General features: G+C 59.9%; 24 protein-coding genes. 10 read left to right on the top strand and 14 right to left on the bottom strand.

All coding sequences use genetic code 11. The annotated features are described in order from the left end of the window. Positions 1-146: 146 nt before the first annotated feature. The gene (orn, locus tag BK662_RS14940) at positions 147-689 is read right to left on the bottom strand and encodes an oligoribonuclease (protein ID WP_123358690.1); all 543 of its coding nucleotides are present in this window, start codon (positions 687-689) and stop codon (positions 147-149) included. Positions 690-796: 107 nt separating this feature from the next. Between orn and rsgA the strand changes: the two genes are divergently transcribed. From rsgA to BK662_RS14960, 4 genes are all read left to right on the top strand, one after another. After that, entirely contained in the window at positions 797-1,828 is a 1,032-nt protein-coding gene (rsgA, locus tag BK662_RS14945; protein WP_123358691.1) for a small ribosomal subunit biogenesis GTPase RsgA, read from the top strand. A gap of 213 nt (positions 1,829-2,041) precedes the next feature. Further along, entirely contained in the window at positions 2,042-2,449 is a 408-nt protein-coding gene (locus BK662_RS14950; protein ID WP_123358692.1) for a TIR domain-containing protein, read from the top strand. A 3-nt stretch (positions 2,450-2,452) separates the two neighbouring features. Beyond that, positions 2,453-3,412: a caspase family protein gene (locus BK662_RS14955; RefSeq protein ID WP_123358693.1), complete on the top strand. Its 960-nt coding sequence runs from the start codon at positions 2,453-2,455 to the stop codon at positions 3,410-3,412. After that, positions 3,412-3,897: a toll/interleukin-1 receptor domain-containing protein gene (locus BK662_RS14960; RefSeq protein WP_123358694.1), complete on the top strand. Its 486-nt coding sequence runs from the start codon at positions 3,412-3,414 to the stop codon at positions 3,895-3,897. The genes BK662_RS14955 and BK662_RS14960 overlap by 1 nt, the downstream gene beginning before the upstream one ends. A 365-nt stretch (positions 3,898-4,262) precedes the next feature. Here the strand turns inward: BK662_RS14960 and motB are convergent, their stop codons facing one another. Beyond that, positions 4,263-5,291 carry a flagellar motor protein MotB gene (gene motB / locus BK662_RS14970; protein WP_123358696.1) on the bottom strand — a complete coding sequence of 343 codons (1,029 nt, stop codon included), beginning with the start codon at positions 5,289-5,291 and terminating at the stop codon, positions 4,263-4,265. Between the two features lie 3 nt (positions 5,292-5,294). Further along, positions 5,295-6,146 carry a flagellar motor stator protein MotA gene (motA, locus tag BK662_RS14975; protein WP_123358697.1) on the bottom strand — a complete coding sequence of 284 codons (852 nt, stop codon included), beginning with the start codon at positions 6,144-6,146 and terminating at the stop codon, positions 5,295-5,297. Positions 6,147-6,312: 166 nt separating this feature from the next. Here motA and BK662_RS14980 point away from each other — a divergent pair, with 166 nt between their 5' ends. From BK662_RS14980 to BK662_RS14995, 4 genes are all read left to right on the top strand, one after another. Then, the gene (locus tag BK662_RS14980; RefSeq protein WP_123358698.1) at positions 6,313-7,845 is read left to right on the top strand and encodes an HDOD domain-containing protein; all 1,533 of its coding nucleotides are present in this window, start codon (positions 6,313-6,315) and stop codon (positions 7,843-7,845) included. A 270-nt stretch (positions 7,846-8,115) separates the two neighbouring features. Continuing rightward, positions 8,116-8,931 (top strand): rhodanese-like domain-containing protein, encoded by an 816-nt coding sequence (locus BK662_RS14985; RefSeq protein WP_123358699.1) that lies wholly within the window; start codon positions 8,116-8,118, stop codon positions 8,929-8,931. A gap of 19 nt (positions 8,932-8,950) precedes the next feature. Then, positions 8,951-9,811: an archaetidylserine decarboxylase gene (gene asd, locus BK662_RS14990; RefSeq protein WP_123358700.1), complete on the top strand. Its 861-nt coding sequence runs from the start codon at positions 8,951-8,953 to the stop codon at positions 9,809-9,811. A gap of 245 nt (positions 9,812-10,056) precedes the next feature. Beyond that, positions 10,057-11,847, top strand: a complete 1,791-nt coding sequence (locus BK662_RS14995) for a cyclic-di-GMP receptor FimW-related protein (RefSeq protein WP_123358701.1) — start codon at positions 10,057-10,059, stop codon at positions 11,845-11,847. Between the two features lie 128 nt (positions 11,848-11,975). On the opposite strand, the gene serB is transcribed toward BK662_RS14995, so the two are convergent. Further along, entirely contained in the window at positions 11,976-13,190 is a 1,215-nt protein-coding gene (serB, locus tag BK662_RS15005) for a phosphoserine phosphatase SerB (protein ID WP_007902606.1), read from the bottom strand. A 134-nt stretch (positions 13,191-13,324) separates the two neighbouring features. On the opposite strand from serB, the gene BK662_RS15010 reads away from it, so the two are divergent. Then, on the top strand, positions 13,325-14,860 hold the full coding sequence (locus BK662_RS15010; protein WP_123358703.1) for an AhpA/YtjB family protein: 1,536 nt from the start codon (positions 13,325-13,327) through the stop codon (positions 14,858-14,860). A gap of 253 nt (positions 14,861-15,113) precedes the next feature. On the opposite strand, the gene BK662_RS15015 is transcribed toward BK662_RS15010, so the two are convergent. From BK662_RS15015 to BK662_RS15060, 9 genes are all read right to left on the bottom strand, one after another. Further along, complete coding sequence (locus BK662_RS15015) at positions 15,114-15,827, bottom strand: PqiC family protein (RefSeq protein WP_123358704.1); 714 nt, start codon at positions 15,825-15,827, stop codon at positions 15,114-15,116. 176 nt (positions 15,828-16,003) lie between these two features. Then, a complete protein-coding gene (gene parC, locus BK662_RS15020) occupies positions 16,004-18,271 on the bottom strand; it encodes a DNA topoisomerase IV subunit A (RefSeq protein ID WP_123358705.1) in 2,268 nt (755 codons plus the stop codon). A 10-nt stretch (positions 18,272-18,281) separates the two neighbouring features. Then, complete coding sequence (locus BK662_RS15025) at positions 18,282-18,803, bottom strand: retropepsin-like aspartic protease family protein (RefSeq protein WP_123358706.1); 522 nt, start codon at positions 18,801-18,803, stop codon at positions 18,282-18,284. After that, positions 18,800-19,789, bottom strand: a complete 990-nt coding sequence (locus BK662_RS15030) for an esterase-like activity of phytase family protein (RefSeq protein ID WP_123358707.1) — start codon at positions 19,787-19,789, stop codon at positions 18,800-18,802. Before BK662_RS15030 ends, BK662_RS15025 begins: the two co-directional genes overlap by 4 nt. Next, complete coding sequence (gene parE / locus BK662_RS15035; RefSeq protein WP_123358708.1) at positions 19,789-21,693, bottom strand: DNA topoisomerase IV subunit B; 1,905 nt, start codon at positions 21,691-21,693, stop codon at positions 19,789-19,791. The genes BK662_RS15030 and parE overlap by 1 nt, the downstream gene beginning before the upstream one ends. A gap of 54 nt (positions 21,694-21,747) precedes the next feature. Beyond that, entirely contained in the window at positions 21,748-22,356 is a 609-nt protein-coding gene (locus BK662_RS15040) for a YqiA/YcfP family alpha/beta fold hydrolase (RefSeq protein ID WP_123358709.1), read from the bottom strand. A 152-nt stretch (positions 22,357-22,508) separates the two neighbouring features. After that, positions 22,509-23,324, bottom strand: a complete 816-nt coding sequence (cpdA, locus tag BK662_RS15045; RefSeq protein ID WP_123358710.1) for a 3',5'-cyclic-AMP phosphodiesterase — start codon at positions 23,322-23,324, stop codon at positions 22,509-22,511. A 111-nt stretch (positions 23,325-23,435) separates the two neighbouring features. Beyond that, positions 23,436-23,888: a DUF1249 domain-containing protein gene (locus tag BK662_RS15055; protein ID WP_095634759.1), complete on the bottom strand. Its 453-nt coding sequence runs from the start codon at positions 23,886-23,888 to the stop codon at positions 23,436-23,438. Beyond that, a complete protein-coding gene (locus tag BK662_RS15060) occupies positions 23,879-24,496 on the bottom strand; it encodes an NUDIX domain-containing protein (protein ID WP_052965984.1) in 618 nt (205 codons plus the stop codon). Before BK662_RS15060 ends, BK662_RS15055 begins: the two co-directional genes overlap by 10 nt. A 243-nt stretch (positions 24,497-24,739) precedes the next feature. On the opposite strand from BK662_RS15060, the gene BK662_RS15065 reads away from it, so the two are divergent. Beyond that, complete coding sequence (locus BK662_RS15065) at positions 24,740-25,486, top strand: RsiV family protein (protein WP_123358712.1); 747 nt, start codon at positions 24,740-24,742, stop codon at positions 25,484-25,486. Here the strand turns inward: BK662_RS15065 and cytX are convergent. Then, complete coding sequence (gene cytX, locus BK662_RS15070) at positions 25,455-26,747, bottom strand: putative hydroxymethylpyrimidine transporter CytX (RefSeq protein ID WP_123358713.1); 1,293 nt, start codon at positions 26,745-26,747, stop codon at positions 25,455-25,457. The two genes, BK662_RS15065 and cytX, sit on opposite strands and share 32 nt — an antisense overlap. Positions 26,748-26,765 lie beyond the last annotated feature (18 nt).

Here is a 26,765-nt window from a genome sequence, read left to right on the forward strand (position 1 = left end):
GAGGGAGCTTGCTCCCGCTGGGCCGCGGAGCGGCCCCTTTGCCGACAGAGCGATTCTTCAGATAGACCGCGCCGGCTGACTTTACGACTGCTGCGCAGCCGAGCGGGGGCGAGCTCCCTCGCCACAAAAGCCCACCCTATGCCCGATCAGAACTTGATGAAATTCTTGCGGTAGTGCTGCAGCTCGGCGATCGATTCGCGGATGTCGTCCAGGGCCAGATGGGTGCTGCCCTTCTTGAAGCTGTCGCGTACGTCCGGTGCCCAGCGCGCGGCCAGTTCTTTAAGGGTCGACACGTCGAGGTTGCGGTAGTGGAAGTAGCTTTCCAGCGACTTCATGTGGGTATAAAGGAAGCGACGGTCCTGGCAGATGCTATTGCCACAGATCGGCGACTTGCCCTTCGGCACCCATTTTTCCAGGAAGGCGATGGTCTCGGCTTCTGCTTCGGCCATGCTGATGCGGCTGTCGCGAACCCGTTGGGTCAGCCCGGAACCGCCGTGCTGACGGGTATTCCACTCGTCCATGCCAGCGAGGACCTCGTCGCTGTGATGAATGGCGATCACCGGACCTTCGGCCAAGGTGTTCAAATTACTGTCGGTGACGATAGTGGCCATCTCGATGATGACGTCGGTATCAGGGTTCAGACCGGTCATTTCCAGGTCGATCCAGATCAGGTTCAGCGGGTTTTGCATGAGTCGGCTCCTCGGCGTAGGTGCGCAGTTTAGCCTAGGGAGGCCACCGGGCGTGCTAAACTCGCGGCCGTTTTACCTAATCGCTGCATTCTCGATACGGAACACCCATGGCCAAACGCCAACTCAATCGTCGTCAAAACTGGCGCATCGAAAAGATTCAGGGCGAGCGCGCTGCCCGCGCCGCCAAACGCGAGTCCTCGGCTGTCGAGGCACTCGAAGGCGGCGACCTGGGTCCGGAACAGACGGGCCTGGTGATCGCGCACTTCGGTGTGCAGGTCGAAGTCGAGGCCCTCGATGGCGAATTGGCCGGCCAGGTGTTCCGCTGCCATTTGCGCGCCAACCTGCCAGCGCTGGTGACCGGCGATCAGGTTGTATGGCGTGCCGGCAACCAGGGCATCGGCGTGATCGTGGCGCAACTGCCACGTAAAACCGAACTCTGCCGTCCTGACAGCCGTGGCCAGCTCAAGCCGGTGGCGGCCAACGTCGACTTGATCGTTATCGTCTTCGCGCCGCTGCCCGAGCCTCACGCCAACCTGATCGACCGTTATTTGGTCGCTGCGGAACACGCCGGTATTCGGCCGTTGCTGCTGCTGAACAAATTCGACCTGATCGACGAGCAGAACGCCCCGGCACTGAATGCCTTGCTGGCGGTTTACCGCACGCTGGGTTACCCGGTACTGGAAGTGTCGGCCCACCACGGCGATGGCATGGAGCAGTTGCAGAAGCAGCTGGACGGGCACATCAGCGTATTCGTCGGCCAGTCCGGTGTCGGCAAGTCGTCGCTGGTCAACAGCCTGCTGCCGGAAGTCGACACCCGCGTCGGCCCGCTGTCCGAGCTGTCGGGCCAGGGCACCCACACCACCACCACCGCGCGGCTGTTCCACTTCCCCGGTGGCGGTGAGTTGATCGACTCCCCGGGCATCCGGGAATTCGGCCTGGGTCACGTCAGCCGTGCCGACGTCGAAGCCGGCTTCATCGAGTTCAACGACTTGATCGGCACCTGCCGCTTCCGCGACTGCAAGCACGACCGCGAGCCGGGTTGCGCCCTGCTCAAGGCCCTGGAAGAGGGCCGCGTGCAGCAGCAACGGATGAACAGCTATCGCTCGATCATCGCCAGTTTGCCTGAAAGCAGCTACTAAACAGACGTGCCAGCCGCCCCTGACTCTTACGGGGCGGTAGGTCGCTCGTGGCGTCCTACAAAAACTCCCTCAATTAAACGTCAGACCTCTCTGTAAGGCTTTTTCGCGCCTGCCTGAAGGATGCGTCTCTTTAACCACCAAGGCCTTGTTGCGGCCACTCCAGTGCATACATTCGAGCCCTCATCGCATTTCTGGCGATACCGAGGGACAGCCATGCAAACCTATCATTTGTTCATCAGCCACTCGTGGAACTACTCAGACGCCCACGACAATCTGGTTCGCCTGCTCAATGCGAAGCCCGACTTCACGTTCAAGAATTTTTCGGTGCCACCAGACAATCCGATCGTCGGCGCGAAAACAGACAAACAACTTGAAGAAGCCATCGAAAACAAGATTCGGCTGTGCTCGGCAGTGCTGATCATGGCTGGGATGTATTCGACCTACAGCAAGTGGATCAACAAGGAAATCGAGATCGCCAAACGCATGAACAAGGTGATTATCGCGGTCAAGCCGTTTGGTGCGGAGCGGATTTCCACGGTGGTACGCCGGGCGGCGCACGCGGAGTGTGCGTGGAACACCAACAGCATCATCAGTGCCATTCGCACTCACGCGGCGGGCTGAACCATGCGCAAGGGACTGTTCATCGGCATTAATAACTACAGCCATGTTTCACAGTTGAGTGGTTGCAACAACGACGCGATGGCCATGGCTTCGGTGCTGAAAACCGACGCCAATGGCGATCCGAATTTCAAGAACCTGGTCCTGACCTCCGCCGAAGATTATCTGAGCCGTGAAAAGCTCGAAGGGCATATCCAGGAGTTGTTTTCGGGCGATTGCAGCGTTGCACTGCTGTACTTCGCCGGCCACGGCAACTTCGACGTCGATACGGACGAAGGCATGCTCCTCCCCCAGGACTACAAATCCGCCAAGGATGGAATTCGCATCAGCGACATCCTGAATTGGGCGACCAAAGCCGTAAAAATCAAAAACAAAGTGATTATTCTCGACTGCTGCCAGGCGGGCTCGGCGGGCGAAGTGCGGGCGCTACGCAGCGAAAGCAGCATGGTGTGCGAAGGCATGACCATCCTCACCGCGTGCAAAAAGGAAGAGCCGGCGATGGAAGGCGCCAACCACGGGGTCTTCACGGGGCTGTTGCTGCAAGCCCTGCACGGCGGCGCCGCAAACATATTGGGAAAGATTACCCCCGGCAGCCTCTATTCATTCGTCGACAACGCTCTCGACGCGTGGGAACAGCGCCCGGTGTTCAAGACCAATGTGTCGCAGTTCATTTCATTGCGAGAAGTCTCGCCGCTGATCCCCAAAGAGATTCTGCGCAAACTGCCTGATTGGTTCGAAGAGGCGGAATCAATGTTTGCCCTCGACCCCAGCTACGAACCTACCGAAGCCACGTTCGACCCGGAGCACGGCGAAGTCTTAGCCCAACTGCAAAAGTGCAATCGCCACAGCCTGATCGAACCGGTGGACGCCGAACACATGTACTACGCCGCCATCCATTCCACCGGTTGCCGCCTCACCGCCCTCGGCGCCTATTACCGAGAACTCGCGATCAAGGGACATTTCTGATGCCTGTATTTATCAGCTACCGCCATAGCGATCGGCCCCACGCCATCGCCATCAACACCCGTCTTATTCAGGCCAACATCAAGACCTACTTCGACGTGCTGGATCCGGAATCACAGACCACTGACGACATCACCGGGGTCATCACCCGCAACATCACCGCGTGCACGCACTTGCTCGCCGTGATTTCGGAGAACACCGCACAGTCCTGGTGGGTGCCGTTCGAAATCGGAGAAGCGACCATCAGCAATCGCCGCATCTGCTCGTACCAGATAGGCCCCAGCGCTTTACCGTTGTACCTCGACAAATGGCCGAAACTGAGCGGCGATACGGACATCAATTTTTTCATTGATGCTTATCGTGAGGAGGTGATAACCAAACGCTCGATAGGACTGGAATCGATCAGTGAGTCGGTTCGCGGCATCTACAAAGGAAATGCAGACCTGTTCCACGACCAACTCAAGAACCGCATCCGACGCGGTTTCTGACAGGTGCCAAAAAAAGCCGCGATGATCGCGCAATGCTGAGAGTCTTGAGTCAGTGAGAAACCTGTGGCGAGGGAGCTTGCTCCCGCTTGAGTGCGTAGCGCTCACAAAAATCGGCAATGGTTGTCAGATTTTTGGGGCCGCTACGCAGCCCAGCGCGAGCAAGCTCGCTCGCCACAAAGGTAGACATGACTGAAGAGTCTCGCTGAAGTGAACAGCATCGCGATGATCGCGGCTTTCCCGTCTTCAGCGTGCGGTTTTTTCAGCTTCCGGCCCAGCGCGATCCTGATTCCTTGTTTTTTACCGCCAGCAACGTCATGCCTTCGCACGAACAAAAAAGCCGCGGTCATTCGCGGCTTTTTCGTGGGTCACTGCTTCGGTGGCTCACCCGGTTTCGGCGCCGGGTTATCAAACAGATTCAAACGCTCACGAAGCTCATGTGCCGGCAACGGTTCTTTATCTGCCGGCAAGGCATTCGGATCGGCTGGCGGCGTGGGCACTTCGCCTGGGCCACCCTGCCCTTGCGTCGGCACTGGCGCAGGTTCGACACCTTGCGAACCTTCGATGGCACGCTGGGCTTTCTTGGTCAGCACCACGATGTCGATGCGGCGGTTGACCGGGTTGAACGGGTTCTCCCGGTCGAACAACGCTGACGAGGCATAACCCACGACTCGCGCCACCTGAGCGTCCGGATAACTGCCGGCAATCAATGCACGGCGAGCCGCGTTGGCGCGGTTGGCCGAGAGTTCCCAGTTGCCGAAGTCGCCGGTGCCCGAGTATGGCTTGGCATCGGTGTGGCCGCTGATGCTGATCTTGTTCGGCACCGCCTTGATGGTGTCGGCCATGGCCAGCAGGATGTCTTCGAAATACGGCTTCAGACGCGCACTGCCGGAGTCGAACATCGGGCGGTTTTCGGCATCCACAATCTGAATGCGCAAACCGTCCTGAGTGATCTCGAAGAGAATCTGGTCCTTGAACTTCTGCAGCTGCGGGTTTTCTTCGACCTTGTTCTGCAACTCTTGCAACAGCAATTCCAGGCGCTCCTTCTCGACCTGCTCAGCCATGCCTTCGACCTGTTCGGAGTCGATGGTCACCTTGTCCGGCTGTGGCTGGGATTTCACTTCGGGGTTGAGGGTGTTCTCCGGCGCCAGGGTCGGCGAGCCGCCCAGATCGATGATGTACGGCGTGCCGCTTTCAGAAAAACCGACCGGGTCCTTGAAGTAACCGGCAATGGCGATCTTCTGTTCCGGCGTTGCCGTGGACAACAGCCACAGCACCAGGAAGAACGCCATCATCGCCGTCGCGAAGTCCGCGAAGGCGATTTTCCAGGCGCCCCCGTGATGCCCGCCGGCGTAACGCTTGACGCGCTTGATGATTATCGGCTGGTTATTTTCCATGACTTAGCGACCGCGAACCGCTTGTTCCAGCTCAGCGAAGCTAGGACGGTGCGCCGGGTACAGAACCTTGCGGCCAAACTCCACTGCCAGCGATGGCGGCATGCCGGAAGCCGAAGCTACCAGCGAGGCCTTGATGGCTTCGTAGACGTTCAGTTCTTCCTTGGCGTCGTGAGCCAGGGAGTGGGCCAGCGGGCCGAAGAAACCGTAAGCCGCGAGAATACCGAAGAAGGTACCCACCAGTGCCGCACCCACGTGCAAACCGATGGATTTCTGGTCGCCTTCACCGAGGGAAGCCATGGTCACTACGATACCCAATACCGCCGCAACGATACCGAAACCGGGCATGGCGTCGGCAATACCATTCACCGCGTGGGAAGGATGATCCAGATCTTCCTTGAGGCTGTACAACTCCATGTCGAACAGGCCTTCGAGCTCGTGGGGAGCCATGTTGCCGGAGGACATGATGCGCAGGTAATCGCAGATGTATGCGGTCATGCGTTCATCTTTCAGAACCGCCGGGTACTTGGCGAAGATCGGGCTCGCGGCGGCATCTTCGATGTCACCTTCGATCGCCATCATGCCTTCGCGGCGGCTCTTGTTGAGGATCTCGTAAATCAGCCCCAGCACTTCCAGGTAGAAGGTGTGGTTGAAACGCGAACTGAACATGCCCAAGGACTTCTTGAGCACATGCATTGTCATGTAACCAGGGTTGGCCTGCAAAAATGCGCCAAGGGCTGCCCCCCCGATAATCATCACCTCGAAAGGCTGGATAAGAGCGGCAATCTTGCCGTGGGAAAGCACGTATCCGCCGAGCACGCTCGCGAATACGACGATGATGCCGATAATTTTAGCCATAGGTAGGAGAGCACTTACTGAGTCGGGTTCAAGGTCATATTCGGAAGTTAAAAAATCTCTTCTTCTCCTTATCGGCAAAACTGCGCCAGACTATAGCCAGTTCAATCGAAAAGCTAAATTAGCCCGCTCCGGGCACAGGTAGTGCAGACAATGATTGCGTCCAGCCATGGCTAACGAAACGAACGTCCCAACGCCAAAACCGACCACGCGCGAAGGCTGGGTCAAGCTGCTCGATAGCGTGCGCTTGCCAGTTCCGCAAGCCAGTCACGACCGCGTCTGCAAAGCCATCCGCGATAACCGCAGCTCGCTGCGAGACATCGCCGAACTGATGCAGGACAGCCCGGCTCTTGCCTTGAGCGTAATTCGCGAAGCTAATCGCCATACCCATGGCAGCATGACCGAGCCCGCTGAAAACCTTGAAGTGGCAATCAATCGGCTCGGCTTGAAACGCACCGAAGAATTGCTCGAGCGACTGCCCGCCGAACCCCATCTGCAGATCCCTGTCGCCCTGCGCCAGCTTCAATTGATCAGCCAGCACGCCACCCAACAGGCCAATGGTTTTTTTGCCGGTCGCCTGGCGCGGTTGTGGCAGGACATCCACTGGGGCAGCCTGCTGTTTCTTTCGCCACTGTGGCCCATGGCGTTGACCCATCCGCAGTTGCTTGAAGGATGGGAGCTGCGGGTCATCCATAAAGGTGAGTCGGCGCGCAAAGTCGAAAAACAATTGTTCGGCGTGCGCCTGCTGGAAATCTGTCTGGCGCTGGTGGATGTCTGGCGTTTGCCGATCTGGGTCCAGCAGGGTTATCGGCTGCTACGCAGCGAACAACGCGAACTGGTGAAAGTCCTGCGCATCGCTCGCGACAGTGATCACCCATTACGCCAACAAAACCGCCTCGATGACGACCCGACGTTGCGACGCTGGCTCAATCAGCCCGCCAATACCGTGCTGCTGGCCAACGGCCTGGCGTTGTCGGCGCAACAGGCATGGGACAGTCCCCACTGTGAACGCTGGCAGTACCTGACCAGCCTTTACCTGCAAATGCCGATGGATGAGGTGCAACAACAATTGCACCAACAGGCCGCCAACAGTGCCCGCCAACACACCATGCCGGATCTCTGGCATCCGGCCGAATCGCTGATCTGGCCGCAGGGCATGAACCGCGTTCACGCCGGTTTGCTGCCGGCCCCGGCGCCCGCTGCCGAAGACCTGGCGAAGTGGCGTAAACAATGCGCCGAACTGCTGGTGGAGCCGAGCCGTTTTACCAATGCCATGCACTTGACGACATCGGCCCGAGACGCCCTGGTGGCATGTGGCATGCGACGGGTGATGATCCTGATGGCCGACCGCACGCACGCCAATCTGCGCGTGCATCAGACTGCCGGGCTGCCCAAAGAAGTGGCCGGCCTGAACCTGGTGGTCAGCCAAAGCACCGTGCTGCAACGCCTGCTCGCGCAACAGGCCCAGGTGCGCCTGACACCGGCCAACAACGCACAATTCTCGGCCCTGTTGCCGGCCAGCCTGCGTAAACAGTTCAGCGGTGAACACCTGCTGCTGCGTTCCTTGGTCAACAACGGTCGGGTGATCATGATCGTGGTGGCGGATCAGGGCGGCGGGCCGTTCTCGGAGATCACCGTGCAGGCGTTCGGCAAAACCGCGCAGTGCATCGAAAAAGCCCTGCACAGCTTTAGCCACCGCTAGGGGCAGATGCCGATCCGTTAAGTGAAGGCCAAAACCTGTGGCGAGGGGGCTTGCCCCCGTTCGGCTGCGAAGCAGTCGCAAATCCGCTGCATGCGGTGTGCCTGGCAGAACGAGGTTGCAGGTTTCAGGACTGCTTCGCAGTCCAACGGGGCGATGCGGCGTTCCGACAAGCCCCCTCGCCACAGGTTCTGCACTTGGCACGCCCTTTTCTTAACAGGCCCTCATGACGCTGCGCTACAATCCTCTCCCTTTGTGCTCTGGAGACCTCACATGTCTGACTTCTCTGGCTTGGCGCTGGTGATCGAGCCGAGCGACCTGCTCCCGCGTCTCGACTCCCGCGAACTGATTCTGGTGGACCTGACCAGTAGCGCCCGCTATGCCGCAGGGCATATCCCCGGGGCACGCTTTGTCGATCCAAAACGCACTCAACTGGGTCAGGCGCCTGCGCCAGGCCTGCTACCGACCCAGGCCGCGCTTGAAGCATTATTCGGCGAACTGGGCCACAACCCCAATGCGGTCTACGTCGTCTATGACGACGAAGGCGGCGGTTGGGCCGGGCGCTTTATCTGGCTGCTGGATGTCATCGGCCACAGCAAGTATCACTATATCGATGGCGGCCTGCCGGCCTGGCTGGCAGAAGGCTTGCCAATGTCGATCCAGATCCCGCCAGCGGTCGGCGGCCCGGTCGCCCTGACCTTGCACGATGAACCCATCGCCACCCGCGAATACCTGCAAAGCCGTCTTGGTGCCGTCGACCTGGCGATCTGGGACGCACGCGGGCCGCTGGAATACTCCGGTGAGAAAGTGCTGGCGGCCAAGGGCGGGCACATTCCCGGCGCGGTCAATTTCGAGTGGACCGCCGGCATGGATCAGGCGCGCAACCTGCGCATCCGCACCGACATGCCGAAAATCCTGGAACAACTCGGTATCACCAAAGACAAAGAAGTCATTACCCACTGCCAGACTCACCACCGTTCTGGCTTCACGTATCTAGTAGCCAAGTCGCTCGGTTATCCGCGAGTCAAAGGTTACGCCGGCTCCTGGGGCGAATGGGGCAACCATCCCGACACGCCCGTAGAGATTTAAGGTTTTTTAAGGACAGTTAATGAATAAGCGTTTGTTTATCCTCAGCCAATACCTGCTGCCCCACCACTTGCTTTCGCGACTGGCCGGCTGCATTGCCGAATGCCGCGTGCGCTGGTTCAAGAACGCCTTAACCGCCTGGTTCGCCAAGCGTTATCAAGTGGACATGTCCCAGGCGCAGGTCGAAGACCTGACGGCTTACGAGCACTTCAATGCATTCTTCACCCGCGCCTTGAAAGACGGCGCTCGCCCGCTGGACCAAACCCCAGGCGCGATCCTCAGCCCGGCCGACGGTGCCGTCAGCCAGCTCGGCCCGATCGAACACGGTCGCGTTTTCCAGGCCAAGGGCCACAGCTTCAGCGTGCTGGAACTGCTCGGTGGTGACGCAGCCAACGCAGCGCCATTCATGGGCGGTGATTTCGCCACCATTTACCTGTCACCCAAGGATTACCACCGCGTGCATATGCCGCTGGCCGGCACTCTGCGCGAGATGGTCTACATCCCCGGCCGCATCTTCTCGGTCAACCAGACCACCGCTGAAAACGTACCGGAACTGTTCGCTCGCAACGAGCGTGTGGCGTGCATTTTCGATACCGAGCGCGGGCCGATGGCCGTGGTGCTGGTGGGTGCGATGATTGTGGCGTCGATCGAAACTGTCTGGGCCGGGTTGATCACGCCGCCAAAACGCGAGCTGAAAACCTTCCGTTACGACGAAGCCGCCCGTGCGCCGATCCATCTGGAGAAAGGCGCGGAATTGGGTCGCTTCAAGCTCGGCTCTACGGCTGTCGTGCTGTTCGGGCCGGATCAAGTGAAATGGGCTGAAGGGCTGGGCGCTCTTTCACCGGTGCAGATGGGCCAGGGCATCGGTTTGCCGACAGCCTGATCCCGGATCCGACCCCACGAAGCTCTTTCGTGGGGCCGGACATTTCCTCCTGCTGCGCACCATCCCCGTGTAGGAGCTACCGAAGGCTGCGATCTTTTGATCTTGATCTGCGGCACCCTCCGAAAAAAGATCGCAGCCTTCGGCAGGCAAGCATGACGTAAATATCGCGACACCCCCTCCAGCGTTCATAGCTGCTACAGTCAAGTCATTCACTGCCCATTTCCCGGTCGGAGTTTGTCTACGGCATGAATGAGACCAATCCTGTCCTGCTGCTACGCGCACCGATCCCGACGCAGTCGCGCCTGTCTTTCTGCGAAGCCACGCCTCGCGACCTCAAGCGTTGGATCGCCAACCTGCCCAAAGCCAACATCGGTGAAACCGCTCGCCAGTTGTATCACGGCTTGAGCGAACTCAACCAACTGCTCACACCCAGCGACAATCGCCTGCAATTGCTCGAACTGCTGCGGCCCGAGGTGTATTACGTTTGCAAGCACCTGGAGCGGCATTTCCTGCATCAAGCCATTGTGCTCGACGAGCGCTCGCGCAAGATAGCCAACCTTTGTCAGGCGTTGCAGAGCCACTTGGCGATTGGCTACAAGCAAATCGTCATCCGCAACGCACCGCGCTTCAGCAAGGACCGAGCACCGCTGCTGACCCAGGCATTGCAACGGGCAATCCATTGCCTGAACGGTGCGTTGATCCGCGCCACTGAACTCTATTGTCCGGCGCCCGAAAATCTGTGGCTCGAGTTACATCAGCTGTACCGGATTGGCTGTCAGTTCCAACTGCAACATCTGAGCGTGCGCGATGAACTGGCCAGCCAGACGCAAAACCTGAGCATCGAGCAAACCTACGTCGTCGCCCTCCTGTTGGGTGCTTCACGCTGCAATCAACTGCGCCAGAACCAGATCGCCCGGCTCGCCGAGGTGCTCGAACCCTGGAGCCAGTGGATCAAGCTGCAACCGGCCAAACCGGACAACGGGCTGTTTGCCATCGCCCCGGATCTCGACACCGGGCCGCGTTACCGCTCCAAATTCCTCGCCGAACAACAGGAGCGCTTGCTGGGGATTGACCCGCAACCTCTGGTCGCGGCCATCGAAATCCATCTGCAACAGCCGGCTGACAAGGTATCGCCGTTGCCCGTTCCGACGGGGCTGAATCTGGACACGCTGCAACACCTGCATGCCGCCTGGGGCCAGGCCGCAGAGCGCAGCTTCCAGCGCACTGTCGGCCACGGCACATTGACCCTGTGCGTGGGCATGAGCGCATTGCACTTTTATCTCGGCGGGCAACGCTCGTTCAACGACATCCTGAAGAAACGCGGCGCCCGTCCCGCGCAGTTCTCGGCCACCGACCCGACAGCTCGCGCCAAAGACCAATGGAACCAGGCCTTCGACGCCGCACCTCATGGCACCGCAGATACGCTGCTGCCATACGAGGAGATCGAATACCCGCACCTTCAAAACGATGACAGCCACGAGGCATCCGACCGCCAGCAGCACTTCCCGACCTATGTGCTGGCGGTGATCAATCACAGCCCTGGCGGCTATTGCCTGGCCTGGCCCGGCGCGGTGCCCGCCGAGCTACAGGCTGGCGAAATGGTCGGTATCGAGGATACTGCCGGTCAAGGCTGGAGCATTGCAGTGGTGCGCTGGATCCGCCAGGTGCGGGGCGGCGGCACGCAGATGGGTATCGAGCAAGTCGCACCTTGCGCCGAACCCTGCGGCCTGCAACTGATGCGCTCCGGCGACGAGCACAGCCAGTACTTGCGCGGGCTGTTACTGCCCGCCATCAGCGCCATCGACCTGCCGGCCACCCTGCTCACACCGCGCCTGCCGTTCCAGGAAGGCAACAAGGTGCTGATCAATATCAACGGCGAGGAACACCCGGCCGGGCTGGAGCGTCGGGTGGCGAGCACCAACAGCTTTAATCAGTTTGCCTACCGTTCACTTGAGACAGCCAGAAACGAAAACGCCGCGAGGAGCGGCGTGGTCGGGGCAGTGGAAGAGTTTGATTCGTTGTGGAAGTCGCTTTGAGGACGAACCGAGAGACCGCGGCGCCACCATCGCGAGCAGGCTCGCTCCCACATCTGATCTCTGTTTGACGCAGATCCAGTGTGGGAGCGAGCCTGCTCGCGATGGGGCCAGCCCAGACTGTCGAAAACTCAGAGCTGCCCGTCGCGATCCCGGAAACCCAGCAGATACAGCACGCCATCCAGCCCAAGGGTGGAAATTGCCTGCTTCGCCGATTGCTTGACCAGCGGCTTGGCGCGGAACGCCACGCCCAGTCCGGCAATCGCCAACATCGGCAGGTCGTTGGCACCATCACCGACGGCAATCGTCTGCTCCAGACGCAAACCTTCCTTATGCGCCAGCTCACGCAGCAGATCCGCCTTGCGTTGCGCATCGACAATCGGCTCGACCGCCACGCCAGTCACCTTACCGTCGACCACTTCCAGTTCGTTGGCGAACACGTAGTCGATGCCCAGCTTGGCCTGCAATTGCTTGGCGAAGTAGGTGAAGCCGCCTGACAGAATCGCCGTCTTGTAGCCCAGACGCTTGAGTTCGGCGAACAGGGTTTCGGCGCCTTCGGTCAGGCGCAGCGAGGCGCCGATGGAGTCCAGCACGCTCACGTCCAGACCTTGCAGCAAGGCCAGGCGCTCTTTGAAGCTGGCGCGGAAGTCCAGCTCGCCGGCCATCGCCCGCTCGGTAATCGCAGAAACCTGGTCGCCCACACCGGCGGCCTTGGCCAGTTCATCGATGACTTCGGCCTCGATCAGCGTCGAGTCCATGTCGAACACCGCCAGACGGCGGTTACGGCGGAACAGCGAATCTTCCTGGAAGGCGATGTCGACGTTCAATTCTTGAGCGACGCTGAGGAATTCGGCCCGCAGCGCTTGCGGATCCGCCGCCTCGCCGCGCACGGAAAACTCGATGCAGCCCTTGCCCTTGTCGGCCGGGGTGTCCAGCGGCATGCGCCCGGACAGGCGATCGATATGGTCGATGTTCAGCCCATATTTGGCGGTGATCGAACTCACGCGCTGCAATTGCTCGGCGGTCACTTTGCGGGTCAACAGGGTGACAATGTGGCGTTTCTTGCCCTGATTACCGACCCACAGTTGGTAATCCTCTTCGGACACCGGCGTGAAACGCACCTGTTGCTCAAGCTCATAGCCTTTGAACAGGATGTCCTTGAGCACCGAGTTACCTTGTTCGGTATCGGGAATTTCAACCAGGATGCCAAACGACAGGGTGTCGTGGATCACCGCCTGACCGATGTCGAGAATGTTCACACCACCCTGGGCCAGAACGCCGGTAATGGCCGCAGTCAGACCCGGACGGTCGACTCCCGTGATGTTTATCAGGACGATTTCGCGCAAGGCGCACCCCCGCAGGTGGAAAAAAACCGCATTCTACCCATTTTCAGTGACCATCGGGCACCGCGAGCGCTTTGACGGTCTAGGGCCTGTCGCTATACTGCGCGTCAACTTCACGGACAAAGAGCCGAGCTCAAGTGAACCGGCCCACGCCAGTAAAAACCGATAACTTCTTTCTGCTGATCTTCCGCGCACTGCGTCATCGCCGTGTACCGATCGCATTGCGCATTGCCAGCCATAACGTGATCCTGGTCGCTCTGGCCCTGGTGATCTATGCCTGTGTGATGGGTTTGCAGTTCAAGCAGGCCATGCACGAGCAGGCGGATGCCCTGGGCGAAAGCCTGACTACCCAGACCGCGACCTCGGCCACGGAACTGTTGGTGTCCAATGACATCCTCAGCCTGAACGTGCTGCTCAACAACCTGACCAAGAACAAACTGGTGGCCCACGCCGCCATCTACAGCGTGGATAACCGCATCCTCGCCGAAGCCGGTCAGCGTCCCAAGCATAGCCTGCTGGGCGAAGCCGAAGGCATGTACCAGAGCAAAATCACTTTCCAGGACGTGACCGCCGGGCAACTGCGTATCAGCCTGGACATGGATCAGTTCCAGCAGCCGATGACCATCAGCCTGCAAAGCATGGGCATTCTGAGCGCCATTCTGCTGGCGCTGTCCCTGGCCTTGAGTCTGCGTCTGGGCCGGCATATTTCTACGCCATTGCTGCAATTGCGAGTGTGGTTGCGCAATATCGACGAATACACCCCGGCCACCGAGCGCCAGGATGAGATCGGCGACCTCGCTCGTCAGCTGCACGCCAATTTCGCACCGGAGCCGGCCGAGCCGGAACCTGCGCCGGAGCCAGAATATGACGACAGCGATTACGAAGACGCTGACGACAATGAGCCGACCTTCGAAGTACGCAACCTGCGCGATCCAGGTTTCGACGAAACCAAGCCTGTAGCCGGCCTCAAGCCTGCGCCACGGCGTATTGTCAGCACCGTCGAAGACGATGAGGACGACGAAGATCCGTTTGCCGATCTGCGTGATGATTCGGCAGACAGCGCGCCGAAACCAGTCGTAAAGCCGCAGGCATCGAACCTGCCGCAGCACAGCGCCGTACTGGCCGTGCAATTGGGCGCGCAAGATCAGCTGCGCCGCCTGCCCCGCGCACGCCTGGAAGAGCTGCTGAAACGCTATCGCGACTGCCTCGATCAGGCCGCATCGCTTTACCAGAGCGAACTGCACACCCTGAACGATGGCAGCACGCTGATGCTGTTCCACACCGAAGACAGCGGCGACGACTACCTGACAAACGCCATCTGCTGCGGTGAGTTACTGCGCGCCCTGGGTCATCAGTTGCAGATCGAAGTCGCCGACAGCGGCATCACTCTGCAATTGCAACTAGGCCTGACGCTGGGTGACGAGTTGTTCGGCTTGAGCCAAATTGATCTGCTGCTGACCGAAACAGCTCAGGATGCACTGGCCCTGTCGCAACACAGCCGCAACCTGCTGCTGGTGGAGCGCAAGATCAGCGACGACGCGCTGATTCGCCAGCGTGCGCGAATCCGGCCTATCGCAAGCCCTGAAGGTGCGTGCTGCGTAGAGCGCTTGATGGAGCCTTATCCGTCGATGCTGGAACGGCAACTGGCGCGGATGCACGAACGCCGGGCGTAAACGTTGGCCCCCGCTGTAAAGAAGCCCGCAGACGAGTGATCGTCCGCGGGCTTTTTGTTGCCTGTCCCGGCCTCTTCGCGAGCAAGCCCGCTCCCACATTTATCTCGGCTGTCCACAAACGGTGTGCTCACTGAAGATCCACTGTGGGAGCGGGCTTGCTCGCGAAGAGGCCATCAGAAGCACTGAAGATTTCATTCCGTAGAAACAACAAAGCCCGCATCAATGGCGGGCTTTGCTTTGGATCAATCCAGGCTTAGAACCTGAACACTTCCATATCCGTGCGAATCGGCGAAGCCATCGGGATCTTCGGTTGCTTCTCCGGCTCTGCTGCCGGTGCCACAGGCTTGGCAGCCTGTTTGCGAGGCGCTTCGGCGATCGGCGGCTGGTTGGCCAGCGGCTTGAGCGCTGTCGACAGCTGCTCGGCCAGACGTTGCAGCAACACACCCTGAGCCTGAACCTGAGCGGCAGTCCCGCCAGCGTGCTGCTCCTGCAGATGAATGATGCGGTTATCGCGCACCTGACCACGACGGTCGATCAGACGCCATTGCGCATCAAGGACTGCCGGTTGCGATGCACCCGAGTCCAGACGCGTGATCGTCAGCAAAACCTGAACATCCGGCGTGAAGCCCAGTGTTGCCGGTGCCAGGACAACGCGTTGGCTGTCCAGATGACCGGCGACCTGACGCAGCAACAGCTGATCGATGTCCGACGACAGGCTGCCTGCCCAACGACCATCAGCCGAAGCTTGCAGGCTGCCATCGGGCTGACGCTGCAACAAGGTTTCGCGTTGCAGGTAGTCGGCAACCGTTACCGGGCCAAGCAATACCGCCATGCCAGCGCTTTGCGCAGGCTGAGCCGGACTTCCGCTGTCCAGCTGATACAGCGACACCGGTTGGTGAACGCTGCAACCCGCCAGGCCAAGTACGCCGGCGAGCATCAAAATAAAAGGAAGGCGCAGAGCAGTCATCGTCCCATCCAGGTGGCTGCCACAAGGCTAACCACAGTGAAAATACTCAAAAAATATGAAGAACACTCGGCTACGCCGGCGCTTGAAAGGCCATATCATCCGTGAATATGCGTTCCGACTCCAGCGGCAAAGCGTCGATCTACGCGTTAAATCGTAGATCGAGCGCTCTAGGACGCCTAATTGAGGTTTTCGACGAACAGCGCATCAACCCTCTGAAAGCCACGTGGCAGTTTGTTACCGCGACGCCCACGCTCACCTTTGTAGTGTTCGAGGTCGTCCGCCTTCAGCGACAAGGTACGTTTTCCGGCCTGTAGCACCAAAGTGGCACCCTCCGGCAAAACGGCAATGTCCGTGACATATTCTTCGCGACTGGCAACACGTTCGCCGGAAATCCCGATGATCTTATTCCCTTTACCTTTACCTAATTGTGGCAGATCGCTGATTTTGAAAATCAGCAGGCGACCTTCGGTGGTCACCGAGGCCAGCCAGTTCTGCTCACGATCGGCTACCGGACGCGGCAGAATCACTTTGGCGTTGTTCGGCAAACTCAACAGGGCCTTGCCCGCCTTGTTCTTGGCTTGCAGGTCTTCACCCTTGACCACGAACCCGTAACCGGCGTCAGACGCGATCACGTACAGCGAATCGTCTTCCGGCATCAGCACGCATTCAAAGCTCGCCCCTGGCGGCGGCGTCAGACGGCCGGTCAGTGGTTCGCCCTGGCCACGGGCCGATGGCAGCGTGTGTGCAGCCACCGAATAGCTGCGACCAGTGGAGTCGATAAACACTGCAAACTGGTTGGAGCGACCGGGCGCCAAGGCCTTGAAACCATCCCCGGCCTTGTAGGAAAGCCCGGTGGCGTCGATTTCGTGCCCCTTGGCAGAGCGAACCCAACCTTTTTCCGACAGAACTACGGTCACTTTCTCGTTCGGCAGCAGATCGTGCTCGGTCAAGGCCTTGGCTTCTGCACGCTCGACGATTGGCGAGCGACGGTCGTCGCCGTAAGTTTCGGCGTCCTTGATCAGCTCGGTGCGTACCAGCTTTTTCAGCTTGGCTTCGCTGCCCAGCAGGGCTTGCAGCTTGGCCTGTTCCTTGAGCAGTTCATCCTGCTCGGCGCGCAGCTTCATTTCTTCCAGTCGCGCCAACTGACGCAAACGGGTGTCGAGGATGTAATCGGCCTGGATTTCGCTCAGGGCGAAACGCTCGATCAGTGCGGCTTTCGGGTGTTCCTCGGTACGGATGATGTGAATCACTTCATCCAGATTGAGGTAAGCGATCAACAAACCATCCAACAGGTGCAGGCGACGCTCAACCTTGTCCAGGCGGAATTGCAGACGACGACGCACGGTCTGCACCCGGAACTCCAGCCACTCGACCAGCAAGGCCCGCAGGTTTTTCAACTGCGGCTTGCCATCCAGACCGATGATGTTGATGTTGACCCGGTAGCTCGACTCCAGCTCGGTGCTGGCGAACAGGTGCTGCATCAGCGCGTCGTGATCGAAGTTTTTGCGCGCACCGGGAATGATCACGATGCGGCATGGGTTTTCGTGGTCGGACTCGTCGCGCAGGTCAGCGATCTGCGGAGCCTTGGAGGGCTTGGCCTGCATCATGCCCGCGATCTGTTCCAGCACCTTGGCACCGGACACCTGGTGCGGCAGCGCGGTGACGATGATGTCGCCGTCTTCAATGTGGTACACGGCGCGCATGCGCACCGAGCCCTTACCGGTTTCGTAGATTTTCAGCAGGTCGGCGCGCGGCGTGATGATTTCCGCTTCGGTCGGGTAATCCGGGCCCTGGATGTGTTCGCAGAGCTGCTCGACCGTGGCTTTCGGCTCATCCAGCAAGCGCACGCAAGCGGTCGCGACTTCGCGCAGGTTATGCGGCGGTACGTCGGTGGCCATGCCCACGGCGATACCGGTGGTGCCGTTGAGCAGGATGTTCGGCAAACGGGCCGGCAACACCAAAGGTTCTTCCAGCGTGCCGTCGAAGTTCGGGCCCCAGTCCGCGGTGCCCTGGCCCAGTTCGCTGAGCAGCACTTCGGAATAACGCGACAGCCGCGCTTCGGTGTAACGCATGGCGGCGAAGGACTTCGGATCGTCCGGCGCACCCCAGTTACCCTGGCCGTCGACCAGCGTGTAGCGGTAGCTGAACGGCTGGGCCATCAGGACCATGGCTTCGTAGCACGCCGAGTCGCCGTGCGGGTGGAACTTACCGAGCACGTCACCGACGGTACGCGCCGACTTCTTGTGCTTGGAATCGGCGTCCAGCCCCAACTCGCTCATCGCATAGATGATGCGCCGCTGTACCGGTTTCAGGCCGTCGCCGATATGCGGCAAGGCACGGTCCATGATCACGTACATGGAGTAGTTGAGGTAGGCATTTTCGGTGAAGTCAGCCAGTGACCGGCGCTCTACACCGTCCAGGCTGAGATCAAGGGAGTCGCTCATGCGGGCCTCATCAGTTCGTTGTCTGGCGCAGCAGCATGGTGCCACCGCGCTGGGTAAATTCAAGTTTGTTCAGTGCGCTCATACCGAGCAGCACCTGATTGCCGTGCAAACCGGGCGCCACCAGCGCGCGGACATCACGCAGCACGATGTCGCCCAATTGCAGCCGGTCGAGGCGGGTTCGATAGCCCTCGCTCAAGCCATTGGCCGTGCTCAGGGTCACCCCAAAGCCTTTTTCCAGTTTCAGCCGCTCGGCCACTTCGGCCGGGATCGCCACATCGGTCGCGCCGGTATCGAGCATGAAATCCACGGGCTGGCCGTTAATCTGACCAGTGGCGATAAAATGCCCCTGGCTGTTGCTGATCAGCTTCACTTCGATAAAACCTTCGCCCTGCTCGGAGCTGACGACGGCGTTGGGATTTTGCTGACGCGCCTCCCACTGGCCGAAAAACCGCGTTGCCAGAAACAGCGCGGCGCACCAGGCCAACACCATCAACACACGACCGACGCGTTTGCCCGGCGGTTGCTGACTCATGGCTTGGCACTCCAGCCACCTTCAGGCGCGGCAAAGCGCCAGACAATCGGGCGTTTCTCGCCGTCGGCGCGCGCACCATTATTGTTGTCGATACCGATCCAGGCACCGTCGGCGTCCACAATCAACGCTTCCGCCAGCCCAAAGGGCTGTGAATAACGACGGTTTTCCTGCAAGGCCTCGGCGGCAAACGACCAGCAGCGCTCAACCTTGGCCGTCACCGCATCGCGACGGCAAACCTGAAAGACATTGCGCTCAAGGGTAAACAGCTTGCCGTCGAACAATGACAGATCGGCAAAATCCCGGGAGCGTGCTCTGGCCTTGGGAAATTGCGCCGGTTGCATCTCCACCCCTGCTTCACTCAGCAGCACGCAACCACCCTTGCAGTCCCAGACCGTTTGCTGGCGCTTGATCAGCAGCAAACCTCGGCGCTCCCGTTCGGCGGCCAGCCACAGCGTGTCACCGGCCGGATTGATCGCCAGGCCTTCAAACAACGCATTGAAGTGCAGCAACATGCCGCTGGCCCGCGCTTCGCGCACCAGCATCGGCGAGATTTTCAGCCAGGACGCAGGCCCGATTGGCGGAACTTGCAGCACCGCGGCGTGCGCTTCGCTGACGATGTAGCGATTGCCAGCGCTGTCGCAGGTGATGCCTTCGAAATCCAGGTCCCCGCCCCGCACGAACGATGCCGCCCAGGTCCGCGAACGCAAGCCCCAGGGCAAGCCGCTGTCGGGCGCCAGGGGTACGTCGATGCGCACGGTTTCGGCTTGCCAGGTGTTGTTGCGGGTGTCGAGGCGATAGATTTGATCATCGTCACGATCCGAAACGGTCCACAGATCCTTGCCGCACTGGGCCAGCCCCGACAAATTGCCGCCGCGCATGCCTTCGACGGCATGCTCGGACAACAGGCGCAGCTCGGGTGCAGGCTCTGCGCAAATCGTTACCGAGGGCAGCAGCAACGCACACGCCAGGGCCCAGCCAAATCGCATCAGCCCAGAACCTCGGCCAGGTTGCCCTTGGATTCCAGCCAGGACTTGCGATCGCCGGCGCGCTTTTTCGCCAACAGCATGTCCATCATTTCCGAGGTCGCGTCGAAATCTTCCAGCGTCAACTGCACCAGACGCCGTGTGTTCGGGTCCATGGTGGTTTCGCGCAGCTGCGGCGGGTTCATTTCACCCAGACCTTTGAATCGGGTGACCTGTGGTTTGCCGCGTTTCTTCTCGGCTACCAGACGATCAAGAATGCCATCGCGCTCAGCCTCGTCCAGGGCATAGTAAATTTCTTTGCCAAGGTCGATACGGTACAGCGGCGGCATGGCGACGTAGACGTGACCGGCATCCACCAGCGGGCGGAAATGCTGGACGAACAAGGCGCACAGCAATGTGGCGATGTGCAGACCGTCGGAGTCGGCGTCGGCGAGGATGCAGATCTTGCCGTAACGCAGCTGGGCGATGTCCGCCGAGCCCGGATCGACACCGATGGCCACGGCGATGTTATGCACTTCCTGGCTGGCCAGCACTTCGCTGCCGTCGACTTCCCAGGTGTTCAGAATCTTGCCGCGCAATGGCAGGATCGCCTGAAATTCCTTGTCCCGCGCCTGCTTGGCCGAACCGCCGGCGGAATCACCTTCCACCAGGAACAGCTCGGAACGCATCGGGTCCTGCCCGGCGCAGTCGGCGAGTTTGCCCGGCAACGCCGGACCTTGGGTAATGCGCTTACGCTCAACCTTCTTGCTGGCCTTCAGACGACGGCCGGCGTTGTTGATCGCCAGTTCCGCCAGCAGCATGCCGGTTTCCGAGTGAGTGTTGAGCCACAGGCTGAAAGCGTCCTTGACCACACCGGAAACGAAAGCGGCCGCTTCACGGGATGACAGGCGCTCCTTGGTCTGACCGGAGAATTGCGGTTCCTGCATCTTCATCGACAGGACGAACGCAATGCGTTCCCAGACGTCTTCCGGCGCCAGCTTCACGCCACGCGGCAACAGGCTGCGGAACTCGCAGAACTCGCGCATCGCATCGAGCAAGCCCTGACGCAGACCATTGACGTGCGTACCACCCTGGGCCGTCGGGATCAGGTTGACGTAGCTTTCCTGAACGCTGTCGCCGCCCTCGGGCAACCACAGCAACGCCCAATCGACCGCTTCTTTATTACCGGCCAGGCTGCCGCAAAACGGTTCGTCCGGCAGGCGTTCGAATTCGCTGACCGCGTCCACCAGGTAGGAGCGCAGGCCGTCTTCGTAATGCCATTCGACTTTCTCGCCGGTGGCCTTGTCTTCAAAACTGACCAGCAGCCCCGGGCACAGAACGGCCTTGGCCTTGAGCACGTGCTTGAGGCGGCTGATGGAAAATTTCGGCGAATCGAAATACTTCGGGTCCGGTGCGAAGAACACGCTGGTGCCGGTGTTGCGCTTGCCGACGGTGCCGATCACTTCCAGCTCGGTCTTCTTGTAACCGTCAGCGAAAGTCATCTGGTATTCGTTGCCGTCGCGCTTTACACGCACCCGGACTTCGGTCGACAAGGCGTTGACCACGGAAATACCTACCCCGTGCAATCCGCCGGAGAACTGGTAGTTCTTGTTGGAAAACTTGCCGCCCGCATGAAGCTTGGTAAGGATCAGCTCGACGCCCGACACACCCTCTTCCGGGTGAATGTCCACTGGCATGCCACGGCCGTCATCGCTGACTTCCAAAGAGTGATCGGCGTGCAGGATGACCTGCACCGATGTCGCATGCCCGGCCAAGGCTTCGTCGACGCTGTTGTCGATGACTTCCTGGGCGAGGTGGTTCGGCCGACTGGTGTCGGTGTACATGCCGGGGCGTTTGCGCACCGGGTCGAGGCCCGAGAGGACTTCGATGGCGTCGGCGTTATAAGAGCTAGCGCTGGGAGTGGCCATGGGGTCTCGTCGTCCTTCAGTGAAAAGAGTGTTCTATGAAAAAGGGGCGAGCAATCACAGTGCAGTGAAATCAATCGCCTGATACAAATCTGCGCCGATGCCGGCGAAACTCAGCATTGCCGGCAATCGCTCGGCAAAACCCTGGAAACTATGGTCGCCGCCCGCCTGGATACGCAAGGCACAGGCCCGGTAATACTGCTGGGCGAGGCGATAATCCAGCGTTTCATCGCCGGTCTGCAACCACACTTGAAACCGCTGCGGATCCTGGGGCGCCGGCACTTCCAGCTCGGCCAGGGCCGTCACGTGGTCGTGGGTCATTTCCCAGGTCTCATCGGTATACAGGTTTTTCTGCGTCCCCAGAAACCCGTCGAACATCTGGTGTGGGTTGACGGCAGGGTTGATCAACAGGGCTTTCAAGCCATGGCGCTCGGCCAGGTGAGTCGCATAGTAGCCGCCGAGTGAGCTGCCGACCAGCAGTGGCCGCCCCAGCTCCACAATCGCCTGTTCCAGCTGAACGATGGCCTCGCGGGGATGGTGATGCAGGGCCGGTACACGCAACTGATCGCTCAAGCCCAGCCGTTCCATCACATTGATCAACTGACAGGCCTTTTTCGACGCCGGCGCGCTGTTGAAACCGTGGATATAAAGGATCGAACCAGACATTTGAGCGCCCTGTGCGTCGGAAAGAGGCGCAGTTTACAGGGAGATGGGCGGGGTTGGGTGTTCGGTCGATCGAAAGAATCGGGTGCACCCTCACGACTTACATTGCCTGTCAGGCCGCCTTCGCGAGCAAGCCCCTCTGAATGACAAATAAATCAGTAGCCGTTGGAGCCGTAATCAATCCGGAAATCGAACCCGGTGACGCGTTCCACACCAGTTTCCAGCCGACCATCCGGCAAAAGCCGCAACCACCGATACCCCGGCGCCTGCTCGCTCACCTTGAAATCATCACTGCCCGGCTCGAACTGAATACAGGTCGAGGGCGATGCAATCAGGCGCACACCGTTGCGCATCTGGTCAATTTCCTGATGCACATGCCCCCACAACACCGCACGCACCTGTGGAAAGCGATCCAGAACCGCGAATAACGCTTCTGGATTGCGCAACCCAATGGGCTCCATCCACGCACACCCGATCGACACCGGATGATGATGGAAACACACCAGATGATGCCGCTGCGGCGCCTCACTCAATGAGCGGGCCAGCAATTGCAATTGCTCATCCTGCAAATACCCCGGCACAGAACCCGGCACCGCCGAATCGAGCAACGTAACCCGCCAGTTGCCGATGTCCACCACCGGTTCCAGCAGCGCACTCTGCACTGCCGCCTCGGCCATAATCTGCGGCTCGTCATGATTACCGGGAATCCAGCGTGCCGGCGCGTCGATCTGCCGGGTCAGGTCACGAAACAGCTGATATGACTCCAGCGTCCCGTCCTGGGAAAGATCGCCACTGGCAATGATCAAGTCGATCTGTGGCTGCTGAAGCTTTACCAGCTCAATGACCTGTTGCAGGCTGTCGCGGGTATTCATGCCCAGCAATGTCCCGTCCGCCTCGGCAAACAGATGGCTGTCGGAAAGTTGCACCAGCAACGCCGGATCGGCGGTGGTCAATGTGGATACGCTCGGCAAGGCGTTCTCCCAGGGCGTGATCACGGGATGGGTAAGTGCCGCAATTATGCTGGGGGACGATCAAAAGAGGAAACCTGTGAACCGGACGCAGTTCACAACTACACAGGGCTCTTAGCGCACAACGGCGTACTCGTGCCCGCAAGCCAGGCAATGACTCAGCCATTCCCCCAGGAACAGATTGAGCTGAGCCTTTTCGTCCGGCTGATGCATCGCGGCGTTCGGGTAAGGATAGATGCCCCGGAAGCGTCGTGCATGTTCGGCGCTGACCACTTCGGCCATGCACGCGTCGTGATAGACCTGAACTTCAAGTTGAGGAACCGGCAGCCACGGCAGGCTGTGTTCCTGGCGTACTTGCAGGGTCGTGGTGTACGGACAGACTTGCAACACTTCCAGGGCCAGCACGCCAAGCATCTGGTCGCCGTGGGTCACAGCAATGCGCCGCGCCTCCGGCTCGCTGCGCATGTCCGGCAGCAGTCGCATCAGGCGCGCGTAGTTGGCCTCGCAGGAGGCTTGCAGCCCCACGAGGTCGATCCGGTAGCGATCGCGCAGCTTGTTTACGACCATAACCCCCTCACTTCAACGCGATTCAAAGCCAGCCATTGCAAGGCAATGATGCTTGGCGCGTTGGCAATACGTCCGTCGCGTACGGCTTGCAGGGCATCTTCGAACGCCCAGACCGTGACACGAATATCTTCTGCCTCTTCCTCCAGCCCATGCAGGCCGCCAACCCCGGTACTGTCGCAACGCCCCAGATACAAATGCACAAATTCGTTACTGCCACCCGGCGATGGAAAATATTTGGTGATCGGCCAGAGTGCCCCGAATACAAGCCCAGCTTCCTCCTGCGCTTCGCGGTGAGCAACTTCTTCCGGCACTTCATCCTTGTCGATCAGACCGGCGACCAGTTCGATCAGCCACGGGTTGTCGGTCTTGCCCATGGCGCCGACGCGAAACTGCTCGATCAGCACCACTTCGTCGCGCTGCGGATCGTAAGGCAGCACGCACACCGCATCATGGCGCACGAACAATTCACGATTGATCTCGCGACTCATGCCACCGGCGAACAATTCGTGACGCAAATGCACACGATCGAGCTTATAGAAGCCCTCGTAGCACTTTTCGCGCCGAACAATATCAACGGCGGTCGGAATGGCGTTGGCAAAATCAGTCATGACAATCCTCTTTACTGCAAATCCGTTATGAGGTTCCTTTTTTTTACTTGCAACTCGTTACTTGCAACCTCGACTTCGCGCCATCCTAACGCGCCCGCGATGTTTGATGCAGCCCCTTTCCAGTCAGCGGGATAGACGGTGAGGGCGAAACCAACTCTAATTAGCTTAGTGGCGAACTGACTGCTTCGTTAAGAGTCGAAGCGGGTAACTTTTTCGCCTTTCCCTGTTTTATGAAGGACGCCCATGTCGCTTTTTAAAATCGCCTCCGTGGCCGCAATCGCCCTGACCCTGGGCGCCTGCCAGAGTTTGTTTCAGCCCAACTATCGGGCGCCGCTGGAAACTACCCGCGACGCATCGGAACAGTTGAAACCAAGTTGCACGACCCCTGACTGCCCGTTGGTGAACATCGATACGCTGCGTTTCCCGGATGAGCCTGCGCTTGACGGCATCATCGAAAAACGCCTGTTGCAAATGACCCGCACCTCGCCTGACGCCCCAGTAGCGCCGACATTGGCGGCGTATCGCGAGCAGTTTTTGAGCAGTGCCGGCCCGCGCTACAGCAGCTACCTGCAAGCCAAGGTACGTGAGCAGCATGACGGCTTGGTGATCGTTGAATTGTCCAGCTATCTGGACACCGGCGGTGCCCATGGCACGCCGGGCCGCGGTTTCATCAACTATTCACGTCAGCAGCATAAAGTGCTGACCCTCTCGGACATGTTGATCCCGGGGCAGGAAGAGGCGTTCTGGAAAGCGGCCCAAGTGGCGCACAACAGCTGGCTGATCAGCACCAAACTCGATCAGGAACCGGAGTTCGTGAAGAGCTGGCCCTTCGTGAAAACCCAGAACGTAGCGCTGACCTACGGCGGGGTGATCCTCAAGTACGAAGTGAGCACCATCGCGCCTTACGCATTGGGCCACGTCGAACTGAAGATCCCCTACCCGCGCCTGAACGGTATTTTCAAACCCGAGCTGTTTCCCGGCCGTAGCTGAAGGCTCGACCGAGCAGCAGTTGCAGCAGCCCTGCCAGTACCAGCGACGGCAGGGTTGCGCCGATGTCAGGATAGAGATTGGCCAGCAGATGATAGGTGCTCACCCCGCCCAACCAGGCGAGCAACGCCGGCCAGCGCAATGCGGCTGATGCTACGTGAGCGCTGCGCTTGCGCAGGATGAAGTGATCCACCAGCACCACGCCGAACAGCGGCGCAAACACCGAGCCGATCAACAGCAGGAAGTTCTGATACTGAGCCAATGGCGCCAGACAGGCGATCAGTGTGCCGATCACGCCGATGGCCAAGGCCAGATGCTCGACTTTCAAGCGCAACAGAATCCCGCTGGACACCGCCGCCGAGTGAATATCGGCAAAGGCATTTTCCGACTCGTCCAGCAGAATCAGCAGCAACGGAATCCCCAAACCTGCACCGGCCAATGCCAGCAGCAACGCATTCACTTCACCGCTTGGCGCGAACGCCAGGGTGTAGGCCACGCCCAGGCTCATCAGCCAGAAGTTACCGATAAAGAAGCCCAGCGCCGTACCGCCGAAGACATTCTTCGCACGCTTGCCGAACCGCGAGTAGTCGGCAATCAATGGCAGCCAGGACAGCGGCATGGCGATCGCAATGTCGAAGCCCACGGCAAACGGCATCGAACCATCACCGGCCTGCGCCCACAACGCGGCCAGATCGGCTTTGGCGAACAGGTTCCAGGTCAGCCAGATGCACGCGGCCAGCAGCAGCCAGATGCCCCACTTGCGCAGGATCTTACGCACGAAGGTTAGTGGGCCACTGACTGCGAGCAAGGTGGCCAGTGCGCCGAAGAATAGCGTCCACAACAGCGGATTCGACAACAGGCTGCCTTCGCTGAAGGCACGGGCGCCAAGCAGGCTGGCAGCGTCGCGCATCACGATGATTTCAAACGAACCCCAACCGATCAGTTGCAGCAGGTTCAACACCGCCGGAAGGCTGGCGCCATGACGGCCCAAGCTGAGCTTTAGCGCAGCCATCGACGACAGACCAGTGTCGCTGCCAATTACGCCGACAGCGGCCAGGAGCAGAACGCCGACCAGCGTGCCGAGAAAAATCGCCAGCAATGAGCCGGACAGGCCCAGACCTGGTGCGAGCAAAGCGCCAGTCTGCAACACCATCAGGCCGATGCCGAGGGAGAACCACAGGGAACACAGATCACGGCCGCCGAAGACACGCTTGTCGATCGGCACCGCGGAATCCGGGGAATAAGTGCTGGGTTGAATGCTCAAGGGTGTTATCTCAGAGGG

Origin of the sequence: Pseudomonas frederiksbergensis, from assembly GCF_003732275.1 — a bacterium.
Classification (GTDB): Bacteria; Pseudomonadota; Gammaproteobacteria; order Pseudomonadales; family Pseudomonadaceae; genus Aquipseudomonas; species Aquipseudomonas frederiksbergensis_H.

Coding starts and splice junctions, on each gene's coding strand:
- orn (WP_123358690.1), bottom strand. CDS start 689: ATGCAAAACCCGCTGAACCTGATCTGGATCGACCTGGAAATGACCGGT.
- rsgA (WP_123358691.1), top strand. CDS start 797: ATGGCCAAACGCCAACTCAATCGTCGTCAAAACTGGCGCATCGAAAAG.
- BK662_RS14950 (WP_123358692.1), top strand. CDS start 2,042: ATGCAAACCTATCATTTGTTCATCAGCCACTCGTGGAACTACTCAGAC.
- BK662_RS14955 (WP_123358693.1), top strand. CDS start 2,453: ATGCGCAAGGGACTGTTCATCGGCATTAATAACTACAGCCATGTTTCA.
- BK662_RS14960 (WP_123358694.1), top strand. CDS start 3,412: ATGCCTGTATTTATCAGCTACCGCCATAGCGATCGGCCCCACGCCATC.
- motB (WP_123358696.1), bottom strand. CDS start 5,291: ATGGAAAATAACCAGCCGATAATCATCAAGCGCGTCAAGCGTTACGCC.
- motA (WP_123358697.1), bottom strand. CDS start 6,146: ATGGCTAAAATTATCGGCATCATCGTCGTATTCGCGAGCGTGCTCGGC.
- BK662_RS14980 (WP_123358698.1), top strand. CDS start 6,313: ATGGCTAACGAAACGAACGTCCCAACGCCAAAACCGACCACGCGCGAA.
- BK662_RS14985 (WP_123358699.1), top strand. CDS start 8,116: ATGTCTGACTTCTCTGGCTTGGCGCTGGTGATCGAGCCGAGCGACCTG.
- asd (WP_123358700.1), top strand. CDS start 8,951: ATGAATAAGCGTTTGTTTATCCTCAGCCAATACCTGCTGCCCCACCAC.
- BK662_RS14995 (WP_123358701.1), top strand. CDS start 10,057: ATGAATGAGACCAATCCTGTCCTGCTGCTACGCGCACCGATCCCGACG.
- BK662_RS15015 (WP_123358704.1), bottom strand. CDS start 15,827: ATGACTGCTCTGCGCCTTCCTTTTATTTTGATGCTCGCCGGCGTACTT.
- parC (WP_123358705.1), bottom strand. CDS start 18,271: ATGAGCGACTCCCTTGATCTCAGCCTGGACGGTGTAGAGCGCCGGTCA.
- BK662_RS15025 (WP_123358706.1), bottom strand. CDS start 18,803: ATGAGTCAGCAACCGCCGGGCAAACGCGTCGGTCGTGTGTTGATGGTG.
- BK662_RS15030 (WP_123358707.1), bottom strand. CDS start 19,789: ATGCGATTTGGCTGGGCCCTGGCGTGTGCGTTGCTGCTGCCCTCGGTA.
- parE (WP_123358708.1), bottom strand. CDS start 21,693: ATGGCCACTCCCAGCGCTAGCTCTTATAACGCCGACGCCATCGAAGTC.
- BK662_RS15040 (WP_123358709.1), bottom strand. CDS start 22,356: ATGTCTGGTTCGATCCTTTATATCCACGGTTTCAACAGCGCGCCGGCG.
- BK662_RS15055 (WP_095634759.1), bottom strand. CDS start 23,888: ATGGTCGTAAACAAGCTGCGCGATCGCTACCGGATCGACCTCGTGGGG.
- BK662_RS15060 (WP_052965984.1), bottom strand. CDS start 24,496: ATGACTGATTTTGCCAACGCCATTCCGACCGCCGTTGATATTGTTCGG.
- BK662_RS15065 (WP_123358712.1), top strand. CDS start 24,740: ATGTCGCTTTTTAAAATCGCCTCCGTGGCCGCAATCGCCCTGACCCTG.